The sequence below is a fragment of the Flavobacterium azizsancarii genome (assembly GCF_027980145.1).
Classification (GTDB): domain Bacteria; phylum Bacteroidota; class Bacteroidia; order Flavobacteriales; family Flavobacteriaceae; genus Flavobacterium; species Flavobacterium azizsancarii.
Window position 1 is genome coordinate 1 of the sequence record NZ_JAMZNK010000061.1, and the last position, 20,497, is coordinate 20,497.

General features: G+C 34.0%; 16 protein-coding genes. 5 read left to right on the forward strand and 11 right to left on the reverse strand.

The features are described 5' to 3' along the window. Positions 1 to 354: 354 nt before the first annotated feature. From rpoN to NJT12_RS22605, 3 genes are all read right to left on the reverse strand, one after another. On the reverse strand, positions 355 to 1,815 hold the full coding sequence (gene rpoN, locus NJT12_RS22595) for an RNA polymerase factor sigma-54 (protein ID WP_271338382.1): 1,461 nt from the start codon (positions 1,813 to 1,815) through the stop codon (positions 355 to 357). Between the two features lie 92 nt (positions 1,816 to 1,907). Continuing rightward, positions 1,908 to 3,356, reverse strand: a complete 1,449-nt coding sequence (gene asnS / locus NJT12_RS22600) for an asparagine--tRNA ligase (protein WP_271338383.1) — start codon at positions 3,354 to 3,356, stop codon at positions 1,908 to 1,910. A gap of 387 nt (positions 3,357 to 3,743) precedes the next feature. Then, a complete protein-coding gene (locus NJT12_RS22605) occupies positions 3,744 to 6,110 on the reverse strand; it encodes an efflux RND transporter permease subunit (RefSeq protein ID WP_271338384.1) in 2,367 nt (788 codons plus the stop codon). 178 nt (positions 6,111 to 6,288) lie between these two features. Between NJT12_RS22605 and NJT12_RS22610 the strand changes: the two genes are divergently transcribed. From NJT12_RS22610 to NJT12_RS22625, 4 genes are all read left to right on the forward strand, one after another. Continuing rightward, on the forward strand, positions 6,289 to 6,618 hold the full coding sequence (locus NJT12_RS22610) for a DMT family transporter (protein WP_271338385.1): 330 nt from the start codon (positions 6,289 to 6,291) through the stop codon (positions 6,616 to 6,618). A 294-nt stretch (positions 6,619 to 6,912) separates the two neighbouring features. Beyond that, positions 6,913 to 7,674: a histidine kinase gene (locus NJT12_RS22615; protein WP_271338386.1), complete on the forward strand. Its 762-nt coding sequence runs from the start codon at positions 6,913 to 6,915 to the stop codon at positions 7,672 to 7,674. Then, positions 7,637 to 8,356, forward strand: a complete 720-nt coding sequence (locus tag NJT12_RS22620) for a LytR/AlgR family response regulator transcription factor (protein WP_271338387.1) — start codon at positions 7,637 to 7,639, stop codon at positions 8,354 to 8,356. The genes NJT12_RS22615 and NJT12_RS22620 overlap by 38 nt, the downstream gene beginning before the upstream one ends. A gap of 238 nt (positions 8,357 to 8,594) precedes the next feature. After that, positions 8,595 to 10,865 (forward strand): cation:proton antiporter, encoded by a 2,271-nt coding sequence (locus NJT12_RS22625; protein WP_271338388.1) that lies wholly within the window; start codon positions 8,595 to 8,597, stop codon positions 10,863 to 10,865. Between the two features lie 443 nt (positions 10,866 to 11,308). Here the strand turns inward: NJT12_RS22625 and NJT12_RS22630 are convergent, their stop codons facing one another. The 3 genes from NJT12_RS22630 to pyrH form a co-directional block, all read right to left on the reverse strand. Next, the gene (locus NJT12_RS22630) at positions 11,309 to 13,801 is read right to left on the reverse strand and encodes a DUF5686 family protein (RefSeq protein ID WP_271338389.1); all 2,493 of its coding nucleotides are present in this window, start codon (positions 13,799 to 13,801) and stop codon (positions 11,309 to 11,311) included. Positions 13,802 to 13,918: 117 nt separating this feature from the next. Further along, complete coding sequence (gene frr, locus NJT12_RS22635) at positions 13,919 to 14,482, reverse strand: ribosome recycling factor (RefSeq protein ID WP_271338390.1); 564 nt, start codon at positions 14,480 to 14,482, stop codon at positions 13,919 to 13,921. A gap of 76 nt (positions 14,483 to 14,558) precedes the next feature. Then, positions 14,559 to 15,266 carry a UMP kinase gene (pyrH, locus tag NJT12_RS22640; protein ID WP_072964316.1) on the reverse strand — a complete coding sequence of 236 codons (708 nt, stop codon included), beginning with the start codon at positions 15,264 to 15,266 and terminating at the stop codon, positions 14,559 to 14,561. A gap of 190 nt (positions 15,267 to 15,456) precedes the next feature. Here pyrH and NJT12_RS22645 point away from each other — a divergent pair, with 190 nt between their 5' ends. Further along, positions 15,457 to 16,074, forward strand: coding sequence for a thioredoxin family protein (locus NJT12_RS22645; RefSeq protein WP_271338391.1), 618 nt, complete (start codon positions 15,457 to 15,459; stop codon positions 16,072 to 16,074). Between the two features lie 425 nt (positions 16,075 to 16,499). On the opposite strand, the gene NJT12_RS22650 is transcribed toward NJT12_RS22645, so the two are convergent. From NJT12_RS22650 to NJT12_RS22670, 5 genes are all read right to left on the reverse strand, one after another. Continuing rightward, entirely contained in the window at positions 16,500 to 17,030 is a 531-nt protein-coding gene (locus NJT12_RS22650) for a hypothetical protein (RefSeq protein WP_271338392.1), read from the reverse strand. 147 nt (positions 17,031 to 17,177) lie between these two features. Then, positions 17,178 to 17,867 carry a tRNA pseudouridine(55) synthase TruB gene (gene truB / locus NJT12_RS22655; RefSeq protein ID WP_271338393.1) on the reverse strand — a complete coding sequence of 230 codons (690 nt, stop codon included), beginning with the start codon at positions 17,865 to 17,867 and terminating at the stop codon, positions 17,178 to 17,180. Then, on the reverse strand, positions 17,867 to 18,664 hold the full coding sequence (locus tag NJT12_RS22660) for an undecaprenyl-diphosphate phosphatase (protein ID WP_271338394.1): 798 nt from the start codon (positions 18,662 to 18,664) through the stop codon (positions 17,867 to 17,869). Before NJT12_RS22660 ends, truB begins: the two co-directional genes overlap by 1 nt. A 105-nt stretch (positions 18,665 to 18,769) precedes the next feature. Further along, entirely contained in the window at positions 18,770 to 19,024 is a 255-nt protein-coding gene (locus tag NJT12_RS22665; RefSeq protein ID WP_271338395.1) for a DUF3098 domain-containing protein, read from the reverse strand. A gap of 116 nt (positions 19,025 to 19,140) precedes the next feature. Then, positions 19,141 to 20,016 (reverse strand): cell division protein FtsX, encoded by an 876-nt coding sequence (locus NJT12_RS22670; RefSeq protein ID WP_271338396.1) that lies wholly within the window; start codon positions 20,014 to 20,016, stop codon positions 19,141 to 19,143. Positions 20,017 to 20,497 lie beyond the last annotated feature (481 nt).

Here is a 20,497-nt window from a genome sequence, read left to right on the forward strand (position 1 = left end):
GGTATCTATCTTAAAATGTATCGTAAATTAAGAACCGCCTTGGTACGGATCCGTATGCCGGGTGGTGTGGAAGGTCGCCTAGGGAATTAATCCCTAGGCTCCTATCCGATTGCGTAAAATGATATTCCTTTGTTTAAACTGGACTAAAGTCCAGCTCTCCAATATATTTTGTTCCTTCGGAATTATTAGAGACTTTGGCTCGGATGTATATTGTAGGACCGGAGTTTAATCCGTTATGATATGTAAAAAATAAACCCGACAGGTTTTTTTCAACCTGTCGGGTTTGCTGTATGTGTAAAGCTTAATTTTTTTTAATCTCTTAATGGTAAAAAAATAAATTTAAATGTTTGGAATTTATATTTTCTTTCTCATTCTTGCCACCGGAATATCAAGTTGTTCACGATATTTTGCAATTGTTCTACGTGCAATCGGGTAGCCTTTTTCTTTTAGAATTTCAGCTAATTGATCGTCTGGTAAAGGTTTCTTTTTGTCTTCTTCTTCAATTGTATTCTTAAGGATTTTTTTGATTTCTAAAGTCGAAACATCTTCTCCCTGATCATTTTTCATTGCTTCAGAGAAAAATTCTTTAATCAGTTTTGTTCCGTATGGAGTTTCAACATATTTACTGTTGGCAACACGCGAAATTGTCGAAATATCCAAGCCAACCATATCTGCAATGTCTTTTAGGATCATTGGTTTTAGTTTGGTTTCGTCGCCATCTAAGAAATATTCTTCCTGATAATGCATAATGGCATTCATCGTTACAAAAAGAGTTTCCTGACGTTGTCTGATCGCATCAATAAACCATTTGGCCGAATCCAGTTTCTGTTTGATAAATTGAACTGCATCTTTTTGAGCAGATGATTTATCACGAGAATCTTTATACGTTTGCATCATTTCCTGATAATCCTTAGAAACATGCAGGGAAGGAGCATTTCTTCCGTTTAAGGTCAGTTCAAGTTCTCCGTCAACGATTCTGATTGCGAAATCAGGAACTACATTCTCAGTTACTTTATTGTTTCCTGTGTAGGATCCTCCCGGTTTTGGATTCAGTCTTTCGATTTCGTGAATTGCTTTTTTAAGCTGTTCATTAGAAACGCCATATTTTTGAAGCAGTTTATCGTAATGTTTTTTGGTAAAAGCATCAAACTGATTTTCGATAATGTCAATCGCTAAATCAATAGATTCAGTTGGTGTTTTGTGCTTTAGTTGTAGTAATAAACATTCCTGTAAATCTCGCGCTCCAACACCTGAAGGTTCTAGTTCGTGAATAACCTGAAGCATTTTCTCGACCATTGCTTCATCGGTATAAATACCCTGAGTAAAAGCCATGTCATCTACAATATCTGCAACGCTTCTTCTGATGTAACCCATATCATCAATACTTCCAACAAGGAATTCAGCGATTTCGCGTTCTTCATCATTTAGAATAAAAGTATTCAACTGATTGATTAAATCCTGATGAAAACTAATTGGCGAAGCAAAAGGTGTTTCTCTTTCTTCGTCTTCACTATAATTGTTCACCTGAGTTTTATAGTCCGGAGTATCGTCGTCGCTTAAATATTCGTCTATGTTAATATCATCCGCTTCGATTCTGTCGCCTTCAGCATCATCATAATCGTCGTAGTCTTCATTTGCGAATTCATCCGCTTCGTATTCGTCTTCTTTTCCAGCTTCCAGAGCCGGATTTTCGTTCATTTCTTCTAATAAACGTTGTTCAAAAGCTTGCGTAGGCAATTGAATTAACTTCATCAGCTGAATTTGCTGTGGAGATAATTTTTGGGATAATTTTAAATTTAAAAATTGCTTTAGCATTGATATTTGTTAAAAGTTTCAAGTTTCAAGTTTCAGGTTGAAGAACGATCAACAACCTGAAACTTGAAACTTGAAACAAATTTAATTATTTTTTAGAATTCCGCATTTCCAGGAGTTCTCGGGAAAGGAATTACGTCTCTAATGTTTGTCATTCCTGTAACAAACAATACCAAACGCTCAAATCCAAGTCCGAAACCTGCGTGAGTTGCAGAACCAAATCTTCTGGTATCTAAATACCATGATAATTCTTCTTCATCGATTTCTAAGGCCTTCATCTTTTCGATCAAAACATCGTAACGCTCTTCTCTTTCAGAACCACCAACGATTTCTCCAATTCCAGGGAAAAGGATATCCATTGCACGAACCGTTTCTCTTCCTGGTTCAGTATTATCATTCAAACGCATGTAAAACGCTTTAATATTTGCCGGGTAATCAAACAAGATTACCGGACATTTAAAGTGTTTTTCAACCAAATAACGCTCGTGTTCTGATTGTAAATCAGCTCCCCATTCGTTGATGATATATTGAAATTTTTTCTTTTTGTTTGGAGTTGAATCTCTCAAAATGTCAATTGCTTCAGTATAAGAAACACGTTTGAAGTTGTTCTCCAAAACGAAGTTCAATTTCTCTAACAAAGCCATTTCGCTTCTTTCTGCCTGAGGTTTTGATTTTTCTTCATCTAAAAGTCTTCCTTCTAAAAATTTCAAATCATCCTGACAATTGTCTAAAGCATACTTGATTACGTACTGAATAAAATCTTCAGCCAAATCCATGTTATCATCCAGATCGTTGAAAGCAACTTCTGGCTCAATCATCCAAAACTCTGCAAGGTGACGGGAAGTATTAGAGTTTTCTGCTCTAAAAGTTGGTCCAAAAGTATAAATCTGCCCCAAAGCCATTGCATAAGTTTCTCCTTCTAATTGTCCTGAAACCGTTAAGTTGGTTTCTTTTTCGAAGAAATCTTCTTTATAATTTACTTTTCCGTCTTCAGTTCTTGGCGTGTTGTCAAAAGGTAAAGCTGTAACTTTAAACATTTCTCCTGCACCTTCAGCATCAGAACCTGTAATAATTGGCGTATTTACATACACAAAACCTTTTTGTTGAAAATAGTTGTGAACTGCAAATGACAATACAGAACGCACACGCATAATGGCTCCAAACATATTGGTACGAACACGTAAATGCGCATTTTCACGCAAGAAATCTAAACTAGGTCTGTTCTTTGGCTGTATTGGGAATTTCTCAGCATCAGAATCACCTAAGATTTCAAGTTTGTTCACCTGAATTTCATATTTCTGACCCGCACCTTTACTTTCAATCAAAGTTCCCGTTACTGATATTGCAGCTCCAGTTGTAACTCTTTTTAAAGTTTCATCAGGTGTATTTTCAAAATCAACAACACATTGTATATTATTAATGGTAGAACCGTCATTAAGAGCGATGAACTGATTATTTCTAAAAGTTCTCACCCATCCTTTTGCATTAACCTCCTGAAGCGTCGTCGTACTGTTTAATAAGTCTTTAACTTTTGTGTGTTTCATTTTATATATAATATTGAAATTAAATTATTTGTTGTGTAATAACTGCAAATATAAACGATAATTATTAAAATTAGAAGCTGTTTCCCGCTCTCCGCTGTATCTTTATGTTTTTAAAGAAAAAACACAAAGGATGTCGCTGCGATCGGGGCTAGGGCTCCGGTTTTTAAAAGATGTTATTACATCTCATTTTTGTCATTTCGACCGAAGGGAGAAATCACACAAGAGATTACGCAAACAAAAGCAATTAATTTTTGTGGAGTTACGTGTGTGATTTCTCCTTCGTCGAAATGACAAGTTTATGCGTCAACCTTTGTCAAAGTTCAAAACTTTGACAAAGGTCCAAGTCGTTAATTCGTGCTAATTAGTGAAATTTGTGGCAAAAAAAATCTACCCCTCCAAATTCTCCAAATCCTCTTTCTTAGCTTTCTTCTTCTCAAAAGTCAAAACCAAAGCCGGTAAAACCAATAAATTCGCAAACATAGCAAATGCCAATGTACATGAAATTAATCCACCAAGAGCGATTGTTCCGCTGAAACTTGAAAGTGTGAAAGTAGCAAACCCTAAAATCAAAACTACCGAAGTATAAAAAGTACTGATTCCTGTTTCTCTCAAAGCGCTAAAAACAGATTTTTTAACCTTTCCGTTGCTTTGAATTAAATCATGTTTGTACTTCGCCATAAACTGAATCGCGTTATCGACCGAAATTCCAAACGCAATACTAAATACTAAAATTGTCGATGGTTTTAACGGAATCCCAAAATACCCCATTAATCCGGATGTGATACAAAGCGGTAAAACATTTGTAATTACAGACGCCATTACCATTTTAAACGATCTGAACAAATACAACATCAATCCTGCGATTACTAAAATAGCGAAAATCAATGATTCTATTAAGTTGTCAACCAAATAGGATGTTCCTTTCTGGAAAACCAATGCTTTTCCGGTCAAAGTCACTTCGTAACGGTCTGCAGGGAAAATTTCAGCAATTTTTGAGCGTAATTTTTTCTCTACTCTTGCCATTTCTTGCGTTCCAATATCTTTCATGAAAGTCGTGATTCGCGCATATTGTCCCGTCGAATCTACGTACGATTTCATTAAGTTGTCTTTGCTGTTTTTCGTTGCATTCTTAGCATAAGATAAAATAAAAGTCTGTTCCTGTGAGGTCGGCAATTGGTAATATTCCGGATTTCCGTTATAGAAAGCCTGTTTCGAATATTTAACCAAATTCACGATAGAAACCGGTTTCGATAATTCAGGAAGTTCTGCAATTGTATTTTGCAATTCATCCATTTTTTTCATCGTTGATAATTTCATAACACCTTTTTTATGTTTGGTGTTAATCATTATTTCAAGGGGCATAACACCGTTGAATTCTTTTTCGTAGAATAAAATGTCTTTATAAAATGACGCGCTTTTAGGCATTTCTCCAATCAAACTTCCCGAAACTTTCATTTGGGTAAGTCCAATAACGCTAAAAACCAAAAGCAAACCATAAATGGTGTAAATAACTTTTCGTTTGTTTTTTACCACATTTTCAACAAAATCCAATAAAGTAGAAATGTAAGTTTTATTCAAATGGTATAAATGTCTTTCTCCAGGAATCGACATGAAACTGTATACAATTGGCACAATTAAAAGCGTCAATAAATAAACTGAAATCACATTGATTGAAGTAACCAAACCAAATTCGAAAAGCAAATCATTGCCTGTAATCATAAATGTTGCAAAACCTATTGCCGTAGTTAAATTCGTCATCAGAGTCGAAACTCCAATTTTAGAAATAATACGCTGCAAAGCTTTTGCCTGATTGTTGTGCAGTTTAATTTCCTGCTGGTATTTATTGATAAGGAAAATGCAATTGGTAATCCCGATAACGATAATTAATGGCGGGATAATAGCGGTAAGGATCGTGATTTTATAATGAAATAATCCAAGTGTTCCAAAAGACCAGATTACACCAATGATCAAAATACAAATCGAGATAAAAGTAGCTCTGAACGAACGGAAAAAGAAAAAGAAAATAAGGGAAACCGTAAATAAAGCCGCACCAATAAAGAGCCCGATTTCACCTTTCATATTATCGGCGTTGATCGTTCTGATGTATGGCATTCCGGAAACTTTCAAATCAACTCCAGTTGTTTTTTCGAATTTGTCAATTTTCGGAACCAGATTTTCAAGGATAAATGTCTTTCTTTCCGGCGTGTTTACAAGTGCCTTGTTGATGTAAATCGCTGATCGAATGCTGCCGCTTTGCTTGTTGAACAATAAACCTTCGTAAAAAGGCAAATTGTGAAACAAATCATATTGTACCTTTTTTAAATATTCAGGATCAAGTGCTTTCTTTTGATCGATAAAAGGAGTCAGAATAAATTTTTCGTTAACCGTATCTTTCTCTAATTTCTTTAAATCATTTAATGAAACTACTAAATCTACTTCTTTAGAATTTTTTAAACCCGTCATCAATTCATTCCAGGCAGCGTAGTTTTTTGGCGTAAAAAATTTAGGATCCTGAAACCCAATTACCACTAGATTTCCTTCTTCGCCAAATTTATCCAAAAACTGTTGGTACTGTCTGTTTACGATATGATCTTTAGGAAGCAAGTTGGCTTCGGTATAAGTCATAGAAAGGTTTTTCCATTGGTAGCCAAGGAAAATCGTTAAAGCAGATAGGATTACTAGTATTACTATTCTGTTCTTAAGTATGATTCGGGCTAGTTTTTCCCAAAATCCAACTTGTACTGCGTTTTTCATAAATTCTTTAAAATGGATGCAAATGTAGTGAAAAGTGCTCTAAATCATAAATAATCAGTTCGGTTTTTACTGTTTGTTAACATAAATGATATTACAATATTTAGGAAAAATTAGCTGTTTTGTACAATTCTACGTTAGCTTTTCTCATATTTGTACTTAATTTAAAAGCGAAAAGAATATGAATTGGATTTTATTAGTAATAGCAGGACTTTTTGAAGTTGGATTTGCATCTTGCTTAGGCAAAGCAAAGGAAACCACAGGCATAATTTCAACCTACTGGATGGCTGGTTTTTTTGTTTGTCTTTCGATCAGTATGTTATTGTTGTATAAAGCCACTCAAGTTTTGCCAATAGGAACCGCATATGCTGTTTGGACAGGAATTGGAGCCGTAGGAACTGTTTTGGTAGGGATTTTAGTTTTTAAAGAACCGGCAACTTTCTGGAGAATATTTTTCCTTTCGACTCTAATTGCTTCGATCATTGGGTTGAAGTTTGTTTCTAGTCATTAAAGAATATTGGACCACAGATTTTACGGATTAAACGGGTTTGTACGGATTTTTTTACTGAATACTGGAAAAAATATGCCACAGATTACACAGATTCTCACAGATTATCTTTTTGATTCTTAGAAAAAATCTTTTTAATCTTTTAATCTGTGGCAAAAAAACAAGAAGCAAATTTCATCAGATACTTTTATTTAATGAAATACAAATAGAGTAAATACGATAAAAAAGAAAACCCGCGTCAACCCGTTTCATCCGTAAAACCCGTGGGCAAAAAAAACTTTTTAACTTTACATAACTATGCAGGAAAACAATACCATCACTTTTATATTTCTGGCGATTCTTCTATTGCTAATTGTTCTCATTTGCTTTTTGATCTATCAATTAACGCAATTCAAAAAAGCAAAAGACAATGCTGAGAAAAGTTTTTATGCACTCGAAATCAAAGTGAACGATTTGCAGTTAGAAACGTTAGAATCAAAGCTTAATCCGCATTTGTTTAAGAATATTTTGAATTCGATTCAGTCGCACGCGTATCAAACCTATTTTGCATTAGATAAACTGGCGAATGTTCTGGATTATATCTTATACGAAAGCAAAAAGAAATTTGTCACGGCAAAAGAAGAAATTGATTTTGCTCTGAACTTGATTGAAATCAATAAAATCAAAATCAGTCCTCTTTTTGAGTTGAAGATCAAGACTAATATTAATAAAGAAGATAAACTATACGATCAGCCTTTATTAGCGCCTTTGATTTCGATAGATTTAATCGAAAATGCTTTTAAACATGCTGATTTGCAAAGCGCCGATGCCTTTATTTCGGTTGTTTTTGAGTTTAGGGACAATGCTTTTTTTATGACAGTTTCAAATAAGATATCAGATAAAAAAGTATTGAAAAAAGAACGCGGCGGTTTTGGTCATACAACACTGGAGCACCGATTGCGTATTATTTATAAAAATAACTTCAAACTCGATAAGTTTGTAGAAAATGACGTTTATATTGCTCATCTTAAAATAGATTTACTTGAATACAAAACTGAAATGCTTGCTGCTGGACGATGAGTTGCCGGGATTAACGTACCTGAAAATGCTTTGCGAACAAATTCCTGAAGTAGAAATCGTAAAAACGTTTAATAATCCTGAAAAACTCCTTGCTGATATTCCCAATCTCGATTTTGATTTGCTAATATCAGATATCGAAATGCCCGGAATTGATGGTTTGCATCTGGCAGAAATGCTGGACAATAAATTGGTGATTTTTTGTACGGCCTATAAAGAATATGCTGCCGATGCTTTTAATATTGATGCGGTAGATTATATTACAAAACCGGTAAAACTGGAACGTCTGCAAAAAGCGATCTCAAAAGCTTTCGAACGTTTTCATAAACCGGATGCGACAAAAAAGTTCATTCAGTTAAATACAGATAAGGGAAAGACGTTATTGTATTTTAATCAGATTCAGTATATCAAAACTGCAGTTAGTGATAGTCGTGATAAAACGGTTCTTTTGGCCGATGGAAGTTTTCTGAATTTAAAAAATGTGAAATTCGATACTCTTTTAAGCGAATTGCCTGATGCTGATTTCTGTCGTGTAAACAAAAAAGAAATTGTAGCAGTAAAAGCCATCAAGTTTTTTAATCATAACGAAATTGTCTTGCATCATGTAGAGAAAAATGACAAGAATACTACCTTAATTCTAAGCGAAACCTATCGTTCTGACTTTTTGAAGAAGGTGAAATTGTAAATTGTTTTTTTTAAACGATATTTTGAGAACATTGATGTCAGGCTGAGCGGAGTCGAAGCCCTTTTTGCGATAAAAACCTTTGATTTTACTCAGAATGACAGTAGTTTATTGCCAATTATTATAACTTATTACAAAGTTTTTCCTACTTGTTACATACATTGAAAATTAGATTTAAAATTTCTTTTTCACTTAATTCTCACTTCTGATATTTGCACCATTAAAATCAAAAAAACGAGTTATGAATAACATTAAAAACTCCTTATTTTACGTTACTGTTATTGGTGGTTTTACCGCTTTGATATATTGGGTAATCTCAAAAGGTGCTGCACTTGAAGTGGGGCGAGGAATCGTTCAGAAAAAAATAGTAGGCAATCATTGGAATGATTTTTTAAATTCGATGGTAGAGAATCTGCAGCATCCTCTGGCTATTTTATTGGCGCAAATTGTGACTATTATTTTGGTAGCGCGTTTGTTTGGATGGGTTTTTAGAAAAATAGGACAGCCATCTGTAATTGGAGAAATGATTGCAGGTATTGTTTTAGGGCCCTCTTTAGTTGGAATGTATTTTCCGGAATTTTCAGCGGCATTGTTTCCAAAAGAATCTTTAGGGAATTTACAATTCTTAAGCCAAATTGGTTTAATCCTTTTCATGTTCGTGATTGGAATGGAATTGGATTTGAAAGTATTAAAAAACAAAGCACACGATGCTGTAGTTATAAGTCACGCAAGTATTGTAATCCCTTTTGCCCTGGGTCTGTCATTAGCTTATTTCATCTATCATACTTTTGCTCCGGTTGGAGTTGAGTTTGCATCGTTTGGTTTGTTTATGGGGATTGCCATGAGTATTACTGCATTTCCGGTGTTAGCGAGAATCGTGCAGGAGCGGGGCATGCAAAAAACAAAACTGGGAACCATTGCCATAACTTGTGCTGCGGCAGATGATATTACGGCTTGGTGTATTTTGGCAGTGGTAATTGCAATTGTAAAAGCAGGTTCATTTACAAGTTCTTTGTATGTAATAGGTTTGGCTATTTTGTATGTAATTGTCATGCTAAAAATAGTTCGCCCGTTCCTGAAACGAGTTGGAGATTTAAATTCAACTCGCGAAAGTCTGAATAAACCCGTAGTTGCTATTTTCTTTATAACACTTCTGTTCTCTTCTTATGCATCAGAATTAATTGGAATTCATGCTTTATTTGGCGCTTTCCTTGCAGGAGCAATTATGCCGGAAAACAACAAATTCAGAAATATTTTTATCGAAAAGGTTGAAGATGTTGCTATCATTGTTCTATTACCATTGTTCTTTGTGTTTACAGGTTTACGTACGCAAATAGGTTTGCTAAATGATCCTTATTTATGGAAAGTTACTGCTGTAATTATTGCTGTTGCAGTAGCAGGGAAATTCTTAGGAAGTGCTTTTGCTGCGAAATTCGTGGGGCAAAGCTGGAAAGATAGTTTGGCGATTGGAGCTTTAATGAATACCCGTGGTTTAATGGAACTGGTGGTTTTGAATATTGGTTATGATTTGGGAGTTCTTTCTACAGAGATTTTTACCATGATGGTAATTATGGCTTTAGTGACGACATTTATGACTGGTCCGGCTTTAGATTTTATAGGTTTTATTTTTAAGGATAAAATACCTGCGGTTCCGGAAGAAATTGGGAATAAAAGCAAATACAAGATTTTGCTTTCGTTTGCAACTCCTGAAAAAGGTAAAGTATTATTGAAAATCGCTAATAGTCTGGTTAAGAAACAAGGTGATAATTCGATTATAACAGCAATGCATTTGTCATTAAGTACAGAGATACATTCATTTGATATAAAAGATCATGAACGTAAAATGTTAGTTCCTATAATAGAAGAATCAGAGCGTTTAAATCAAAACATGGTGAGTGTTTTTAAGGTGACAAATGATATTGATACTGATATTATAGATACTGCGAACCAAGGCGAATATGATTTATTGTTAGTGAGTCTGGGACAATCTATTTTTGACGGAACGTTGCTTGGAAAGATTCTTGGTTTTACAACCCGAATCGTAAATCCGGACCGTTTGATCGATAAGTTTACCGGAAAAGAAGGTTTGTTCGAGAATTCTCCTTTTGATGAAAGAACACGTCATATCATTGCAAAAAGCAAAATGCCGGTTGGTATTTTTATCGATAAGGATTTAGAAGAAGTGAATCAGGTTTTTATGCCGATTTTTAGTAAAGAAGATTCTTTTCTTATTGAATATGCTAAAAAACTAATCAATAATAATGGTTCTCAGATTACGGTTCTGGATGCAAGTGGCGAAGTAAAAAACACCAGGGATATTCAGGAAACGATTCGTTCGATCGAGCAAATTGCACCCAATCATATCATGATTATGCACGACAGAACAATTAAGAAAGAGTTTTTGGAAAATCAGAATTTGATGATTATTAGTTTAGACAGTTGGAAAAAACTAATAGAATCTCAAAGTACATGGTTGAATAATACACCTTCGGTTTTGATTTTGAAACCATAAAGGTTTTAAATTACAATATTTTAAAATTCCAAATTCCAATTTTATGATTGGGGTTTGGGATTTTTTTTGTTGCGGTTTTTTGCTGGTATAACGTGATATTGTAGAAACCTTGTCAAAGTTCAAAACTTTGACAAGGTTGTTTGATATTAAATATTGTCATTTGGATTGCGAGATGGCACGCGGATGATACGGATTTGCTAATACGAAAGCACGGATTTACGCGGATTTCTTCTGTTGTGTTATTCGTGTTTTTTGTCATCTCGACCGGAGGGAGAGATCACACTCGCAGATCGACAAAGATTGCCGATATTCTGAAAAAGAATATCCTGGCCCTGATAGAAGCGGTATTCTTTTACTTGCTTCTTTAAAGGAAAAGATACAAGTGTATAGCAGGAATAGCTCCTGAAGATTCTAAATAAACTTAAAATATTGAAATTTCAAACCTAAAGTCCCAAATCTAATACATAAGAAATCTTAACGGCAATATTGTCTTCCAATTTCAATAGCTGATTTGGTCCGTATCGATAGAAACCTCCTAAACCAAAACCTTTGTAGATTTTGTTTAGTTCGATTCCGGATTCAAAGAAGCCCCTGTCAAGAGTTTTGTAAGTTGGTCCAACATGCTGCTCAGGATTTTTCATATTTCCCCAGGCCATTCTGGTTACTAATACTAATGAAGGGCGGACTTTTTTGAGGATTCTGATTCGGTCAAATCCATGTTTGATCTGGAAAAAGATATATTGACTCGAGAAAAACTCATTAAAATACATGGTTTCAAAACTGTTTCTGCCTGCAAAAGTAATACGCTGAACCACGGTTTCTTTTGTTAGGTTATTTGGCATCGTGTTGTATAAATGGGTAAGTGGTACGTCGCCCATTGCATATCCTCCTTGCAATAGCAAACTTGTTTTTTGACCGTTTAAGTATTTCTTTTCATATTCGGTTTTAAAATCCACTTTGCCAAATGTAAAATCATTTCCTAAAACATTAGGTAAGGATTGTGTGTACTGAAAGGTAAATCTTGGAAATCTTTTGTCTGACTCGGTTCTTCCGGTTGGAGTTTGCATAAAATCGCTAAATGGCGCCCATACAATCGAAACCATTGCCGTTGTCATTACGTAATCAGAATACAATTTTCCGTCGTAATTAAAAAGATAGTCAAATTGAGGTTCGACATAAGTTCTGGCTAATTCGAAAACAGCTTCGGTTTTTGGAATAATTTTAGACTGAACATTTGCTTTCCATGCGACATATTTATAAAAAGTACTAATGTTGATTGGGCGCGGATCATAAATTTTGAAAACACGTTTATCAACTGCAAAAACAGTACTTGCAATTTCCCTGACATCATCTGTGTAATATCCGTTTACCCAGGTATTGCTGCTTTTATCCAGTAAAACTCCCGTTCCTAAACTGTATTTGACTTCGCCATCTTTTGTTCCGTAAGCAGAATATCCTTCGATTCTGAAATTTTTAGAAAAACGATCATTTGTGATGCCGCCAAGTCCCAGTCTAAAACCTTCGTAGTTATTGTAACTTACAATTTTTTTCAGATCAAGATCAATAGGGCCAATCGGGATATAACCATTGATTATTTTTCGTCCAAATCCTAAACGGCTTTCGATTCTTTTCTTCATCGAAAGACTATCGATCAATTGATATGTTTTCTGGCTTTTTAAGTCCAGGCTTTCTTTTCGGTATTGATTCCAGAATTCTTCCGGTTTTTTATTGGCATCGTCCTTAATTTCCATATAAAGTGCCGGATTCTTTATAGGTGTATTTGTGTTGTAGTGAATGTCGAAATTATTACTTTCTGATAGCAGATAGGTAAAATCTGATGCTGATTTTTTTCTAGGCTCAAAATTGTCTTCGACATCACCATCAAACTGAATTGTTCCGCCCAGAATTTTAATATCATCGTCATTCTTTCCTTTTACAATTTTGAATGTCGTATTGCTCTGAAACCATACTTTTTCGCTTGGTACATATTCAAATTCGTGAATTCCGCTAATGTCCAGAACCCCTTTTATGCGCATTACGGCTTTCGCTACAGCAAAATTTTCCTGATCTATATATAAGACACCTTCTAAGCCGGATGATTTCCTTTTTTGCTTGTTTTTAAAGTAAATCATATAAGTTTCGCGGCCTTTTATGTTTACAGTGTCAAGTATTTTATAGTTGTAATTTGTTGGGGCACCGTTCGAAATGGGATTTTCATATTTGGTTTCAAACAGTTCGTATTTATTATCATAAATAGATATTGACTGCAGATTGAAAGCAATAACCTCATAGATGGGATTTTTGAATCCGGCCATTTTTGTTCCCAGGATGGTTTCCTTAAGCTTGTTGTTTCCAAACTGATATTGGGATACTTTTTCGGTTTGAAACAAATGCTGCTTGATAATGATCTCTTTAAATTTATAATCTGAAGAGTCTACATTAACACGTTTTTTATCGAAATCTTTATAAGCTGCTGTAGAATCAATTCTGCCATCGATAGAATCCGGATTAGCCGTTACGATAAGTTTGTTGTAGCTTTTGTATTCAAAACTGCTGAGCCTTTTTTGTGGATTGTTTTTGTTTTTATTTTCGATTACTTTTTTTATAATCGTTAAGGCAGGATTTTCATTAGAAATAACGACTTCTTTTAGATCATCTGTTTTTTGAGAAAGCAGAATCGAATAATACCTTTTGTTGGTAATGGCAATATTTTTTGTTTGAAAACCAATATAAGATACAGAAAAACTACTTGCGTTAGCAGAAGGTTTAAAAATAAATTTTCCGTCGACATCTGTAATTGTATTGATGTTGTCTGATGTTGTGATCGTAGCAAAAGGAAGCGGTTTATTGTTGGAATCAGTTACAATTCCGTTTATTTGAAATTGCGCTTGAATAGATAGCGTGAAAAACAAAGACAATAAACAAAATAGCTTCATACAGAATGTTATAGTTTCGAAAACGAAAAGAATATGATTTTGGTATGCAAAAATAGGAATAAAAAAATCCGCTTAGTAATAATTTAACTAAACGGATTTTGTTTTGTGTTCGAACGATTACACTTTCATGATTTCGGCTTCTTTTGTTGCCAATAATTCATCTATTTTTTTGATATAAGTATTCGTTAGGGTCTGTACCTGCTCTTCTGCAGATTTACAAATGTCTTCAGAAGTTCCCTCTTTTTCTAATTTTTTAATGTCTGAATTAGCATCTTTACGTACATTACGCACACCAATTTTTGCATCTTCGGCCTCTGTTTTTGCTTGTTTTGCTAAATCTCTACGACGCTCCTCTGTCAAAGGCGGAACGCTGATGATAATTAGGTCACCATTATTCATTGGGTTAAAACCAATATTAGCCACCATAATTGCTTTTTCGATAGTTTGCAGCATGTTTTTCTCGAAAGGCTGCAAAGTAATTGTTCTGGCATCCGGAACACTTATTTTTGCTACTTGCGAAAGCGGTGTTGCTGATCCGTAATAATCTACAAAAACACTTCCCAGCATTGCCGGAGAAGCTTTTCCTGCACGAATGTTAAGAAATTCTTTCTCTAAATGCGCAATCGAACCATTCATTGATTCTTCAGTACTATCTAATATAAATTCTATTTCTTCAGTCATTATCTTTAAGTTTTCAGTTTTCATTCTCAGTTTTCATTTCATGTCGGCAATTGCGACAGTAAACAGTTACTGATGACTATATATTAACTACGGTTCCTATGTTATCGCCTTCACAAATTTTCAATAAATTTCCAATTTTGTTCATATCAAAAACAACGATTGGCAATTTGTTTTCCTGACTTAATGTAAACGCGGTTGTATCCATTACGTTTAATCCTTTTTTAAGGACATCTTCAAACGAAATAAAATCGAATTTTACTGCTGATGCATTTTTTTCAGGATCAGAATCGTAAACACCATCAACGCGGGTTCCTTTTAAAATTACATCTGCATTAATCTCAATACCTCTTAAAACGGCAGCAGTATCAGTTGTAAAATATGGATTTCCTGTTCCTGCACCAAAAATTACAATTCTTCCTTTCTCAAGATGACGATCTGCTCTTCTTTTAATATAAGGCTCTGCAATAGATTCCATTTTTAAGGCAGTCTGCAAACGGGTTTTCATTCCGTTTTCTTCAAGAGCCCCTTGCAATGCCATTCCGTTTATAACCGTAGCAAGCATTCCCATATAATCACCTTGTACTCTATCCATACCGGCACTTGCACCAGCAACGCCTCTAAAAATATTTCCTCCTCCAATAACAATAGCAATTTCGACTCCTTTGCTGTGAATTTGCTTAATTTCTTCAGCATATTCGGCTAATCTTTTAGGGTCAATTCCGTATTGTAAATCACCCATCAAGGCTTCTCCACTCAGTTTAAGAAGAATTCTTTTATATTTCATGTGTTGTTGCGTTAATTTGTGCAAATATAGACATATTCTGATTTTTAAAAATAATGTTTTCAAAAAATTAATTGTTCTTTTAGTTATAAATTTATAGTGATTTTTTAAAGGATTTTTTGAATGTGATAAAAGTCATTCTTTGAGTCTCCTTGAAATTCGTATTTTTATGCAATTCAAAAATCAAACAAATATGAAAAGTAGTATCGCCAAAGCATTATTTAGGAGTCATACGTATCCGGAATATCGAAAATTAGTAGCTGATTTATTATTGGATGGAAAATCAACCGGGAACGAACAATCTGAAAGTTTAACCAATTATAGTAAGTTAAATGACGCCAGAATGAATAGGCTGGACAAAACGGTAAAAATTACCGATGCTATTATTTCGAGAATAGAAAAACTGGAGCACAAATATATTTGGCTTGTAATTTCTGAAGGCTGGTGCGGAGATGCGGCTCAGATCCTTCCGGTTATTAATAAAATGGCTTTGGCATCGCATAAAAAAATAGATCTTCGAATTGTACTGCGAGATGAAAATGAAGGGTTAATGAATGAATATCTAACAAACGGTGCAAGAGCAATCCCTAAGGTGATAATTATTTGTAAAGAGGCCGGGATTGTTCGTGCAGATTGGGGACCAAGACCAAGAGGAGCATCTGAATTAATCGCAAATTATAAAAAAGAATTTGGTGTACTTGATGAAAAAATCAAAACTGATTTGCAATTGTGGTATTTAGCAGATAAAGGAATATCAGTTCAGGAAGAACTCACGGAAATAGTCGAAAACATTCAATACGGTCGATTATAGTTTTTGTAATAAAAAAATAATACGATCTGTTTGTTTTGTGGTAATGTGTTGGTTGTAAATATGGTATGTTCTAAAAATGTATTGAATATTTTTTTTACCTTAAATATTTTTGTAACTTAGTAATATAATCCCACTTCTATTATTTACTTTCCGATTTGCTCTTTTTATTGGTGTTTATTGAATGTCTAACAATTTAAAACACACTATTATGAAAAAGTTATTCGAAAGGTTTTATGATTTTATTTCAGGTTTGTTGTTTGGAGGGAAAAATGTATCTCATTATTAACTGCTCCGAAAAAAAAAGACACGTTATGCAATAAAACTACTTTATTTTAGAAGTTGGCACATTACTATTGTTTAATTGTAATGTGCTTTTTTTATTATCAGACTTGAATAGTTGCTCTTTAAAAACCGCTCAGGGAATCTTAAAAGCTAATTACAGAAATACCAAAACTGAAACTGCCTACAGTTTTATAGTCATAAAGAGGGTAACCAAAATCGGCTAGTTCTATAAATAATGTTTTATCATCTCCTGTAAGGCCAATTCTGGCTTTTTTGTATGTGCCGCTCAGATCACCCCGGCCCAGAGCAAAACTTTTCCCGTAACCTACTTGCATGGTAATTCTGGTGCTTTCTGCAATTTTAGGGCTTAATCCAAAATTAAGATAAACCGGAACAGCTACTAACTTTTCATTCCATTTCCAGTCAAGGCCACTATGAATCCCCAGAGTTACCCATTGATTATAATGAATGCCGTAACCTAGTTTTGAACCCAAGCCATCTGGCATGAGCCAAGGTTGTTTGTCGCCTTCATATTTAGGAGCGTCACCGTAATCAGGATTTCCTGTTATTGAAGCATTAACTTCAAATTGAATGTAAGTAAATTTTCTTTCCTGTGCGTAAATCGTCGTGGTGATGTAGAAAAAAGTAAAAATCGTTAATAAACAATATTTCATAAAATTGATTTAGGCCTGTCTTTGCTCTGAAATATTTTATTTCAAAAAGCTTAGAATTAGCAAAATTATTTTGTGAAAGATATTTAAAAAATCGAGATAATTAGTATAGGGTATAAAAGATAAATTTTGATAGATAAAAAGTTTTTTTTACTGTAAACTTTCCTCGAATAATGTAACATCGATGGCATTTGTAACATCGTAATCGCCAATTTTTGTTCGGCGTAAAGCAGTTAAATGAGAACCTGAATTCATTGCTTTCCCAAAATCAAAAGCCAGTGAACGGATATAAGTTCCTTTACTGCAAACGACTCTAAAATCGATTTTCGGCAAAGCAATTCGTATAATCTCAAATTCGTGAATGGTAGTTTTTCTACTTGCAATTTCTACAGTTTCTCCGGCACGTGCGTGTTCGTATAAGCGAACACCATCTTTTTTGATCGCAGAGAAAATAGGTGGTTTTTGATCGATTTCGCCCAAAAACTGTTTTACTGTTTCATGAATCAAAGCTTCGTCAATATGTGAAGTTGGAAAAGTTTCGTCAATTTCTGTTTCCAGATCATACGATGGAGTAGTGGCCCCAATATAAAAAGTCCCTGTATATTCTTTAGCCTGACCTTGTAATTCAGTAATTCTTTTGGTGAATTTTCCTGTACAAATCAATAATAATCCGGTTGCCAGAGGATCTAATGTTCCGGCATGACCAATTTTGAACTTTTTAGGAAGTCCAACTTTATTGATCAATAGGTATTTTAGTTTATTGACAGCTTGAAACGAACTCCATTTTAAAGGTTTGTCTATCAATAAAATTTGTCCGTTTAAATAATCTTCAGGCGTCATTATAGTATGGTAAGAGGATGAAATAAAAAGTGAATCAATAGTAAAGTGATTCCTGCGATGATGCGGTAATAACCAAAAACTTTAAAGCCATTTTTAGTCAAAAATCCAATGAAAGTTTTAATAGCCAAAAGTGCTACAATAAATGCGACAACATTACCAATAACTAATAAATTGATTTGATCATGAGATAATTCGAATCCGGCTTTGTAGTAATCGTAACATTTTTTTGCAGTTGCACCTAACATAGTGGGCACCGCTAAAAAGAATGAAAACTCAGCAGCTGTTGTTCTGGACAGTTTTTGGGACATACCTCCCACAATACTCGCTCCGCTTCGTGAAACTCCCGGAATCATTGCCAAACATTGAAACATTCCAATTTTAAAAGCTTGCAGATAGGTTATTTCCTGAGATGTTTCGGCAGTATTTGGATTGTTGAACCAGTCGTCGACTTTCAGTAAGATGATTCCTCCTATCAAAAGTGAAACGGCAACCGTAATTGGGTTTTCTAATAATCCGTCGATAAAATCACTTAATAATAATCCTAAAACAACGGCAGGAATAAACGCAACTAAAAGTTTAAAATAAAAATCAAGTGTCTGAAAGAAACGTTTGAAATATAAAACTACTACAGAAAGTATAGCTCCAAGCTGAATAACAATTGTAAAAAGTTTGGTAAAATCTTCGTGAGCAATTCCAAAAAAAGAAGAGGCAATAATCATGTGGCCAGTTGAAGAAACAGGTAAAAATTCTGTAATTCCTTCAATTATGGCAAGAACAATAGCTTGTAATGTATTCATTGAATTTTAATTGTTAGATTGTCAGACTTCTCAGATGTCAGATTTTTTTAAAAGATTAATCTAATAACCTAAAGATCTAAGTTGTCTAAGCGGTCTAAAAAAAGTCTACTTAGATTTTTTGAAAATAGAATAAATCGTGATACCAAAACCAATTAAAACAGTTGTTGGAGCTAAACGAATACGTCTAAAGTTAAAAACATCTTCATTAAAGATATTTGGATCCTTGCTTCCTCCGCCTGACATTAAGATAAAACCTAATGCAATAACACCAATTCCTATTAATAAAATTTTATAGTTAATACCATCAAAAAGGAATTCTTGTTTTTGTGGCTGTTGTTCTGTATTGTTTATATTTTTCATTTTTGTTTTTTTGTAACCCTAATCAAAGTTTAGAGTATTTTATTTATTTGTCAACCTGAGTCAAGTCGAAGACTGTTTGTTTTTTTGTAAACTAAAAACCGTGACCGAATACTTTCTTAGTACAGATCGTCAGTTCTTAAGTTTAAGAATCGTTGTGTTGCAAAATGTGTACTTACCCAAGTAATTAAAACACCTAATCCGAAAACGGCCAATAATACGAATCCAATTAATACTTTGTCTTCTAAAATCCCTAATCCCGGGAAATTAGTTTCTACATACAATAAAACCCCAATCAATGCAATAATAGCCAATCCTGCACCAAGCATTCCTAGTTTTACACTACGCATTACAAATGGTTTACGGATAAACGATTTTGTTGCACCAACCATTTGCATGGTCTTAATGATAAAACGGTTTGAATGTATGGATAAACGTAGTGAACTATTGATTAATAAAACAGCGATAATCGCAAGGAAACCACTGATAATCAAAATCCACATACTCACTTTTTTGATGTTGTCATTAACCAGGTTTACCAATTGTTTGTCGTAAACTATATCTTCGATCATTGCGTTTTTACGCAATTTACTTTCGATTTTTAAGATACTGTCTCTTTCTACATAGTCTGCTTTCAGGTGAATGTCGTATGAATTCAATAAAGGATTTTCGCCCAAAAATGTAAGGAAATCTTCTCCAATAATATCGGTATGTTCTTTTGCCGCTTTATCTTTAGTAACATAAACATATGATCTTGCGAAAGGAGCCCTTTTTAATTCAGTATCGAATGCTTTTATTACACTATCATTAGCTTCATTTTTAAAGAAAACCGTCATGGCGATTTTTTCTTTAAAATCATTAGCCAGTTTTTTAGAATTGATAATGAATAATCCCAGTACTCCTAAAAGGAATAAAACCAGAAATACACTTAGTACAACCGAAAAATAAGAGGAAATTAACCTGCGCTTTTGAAATTTATCAAAGTTAGAACTCATAGTTTGCTTAAATTATGTGGTAAAAATAATAAAGTATTTCTTTATTTGAAGTTAATAACGACCAAAGTTTTAACTTTCGTACAATAAATGTAAATATACCAACTTATTAATTAATTGCAGGAAAACCGTAAGACTTCTTCAATTTACAATAATAACCTTTAGTTTTTAGTTTTTTTCTTTTCTTAAGAACTCATTTAGCAGCATTTGTAATTGAACTTGTTTTTCGAATATTTTCTAAAAGCCGGATTTTGCCCATTCCTAAAAAGGTTCATCAGTTTCCTCAATCCAAAGCAGGACTTCAACTGAATGTTTTTTATCGGTGCTCATCTGGTTCTTAGTTATTTGTAAAAGGGACTGTTTTACGTAAGTCGATTCTCTTAATAGTTTAAAATTAAAGTAAAAAAAGAATAATAACTACGTAGTAAAAACACAAACACAGGTGTTTTTACTTAATTAAAAATAAGTATTTTATTATTTTATT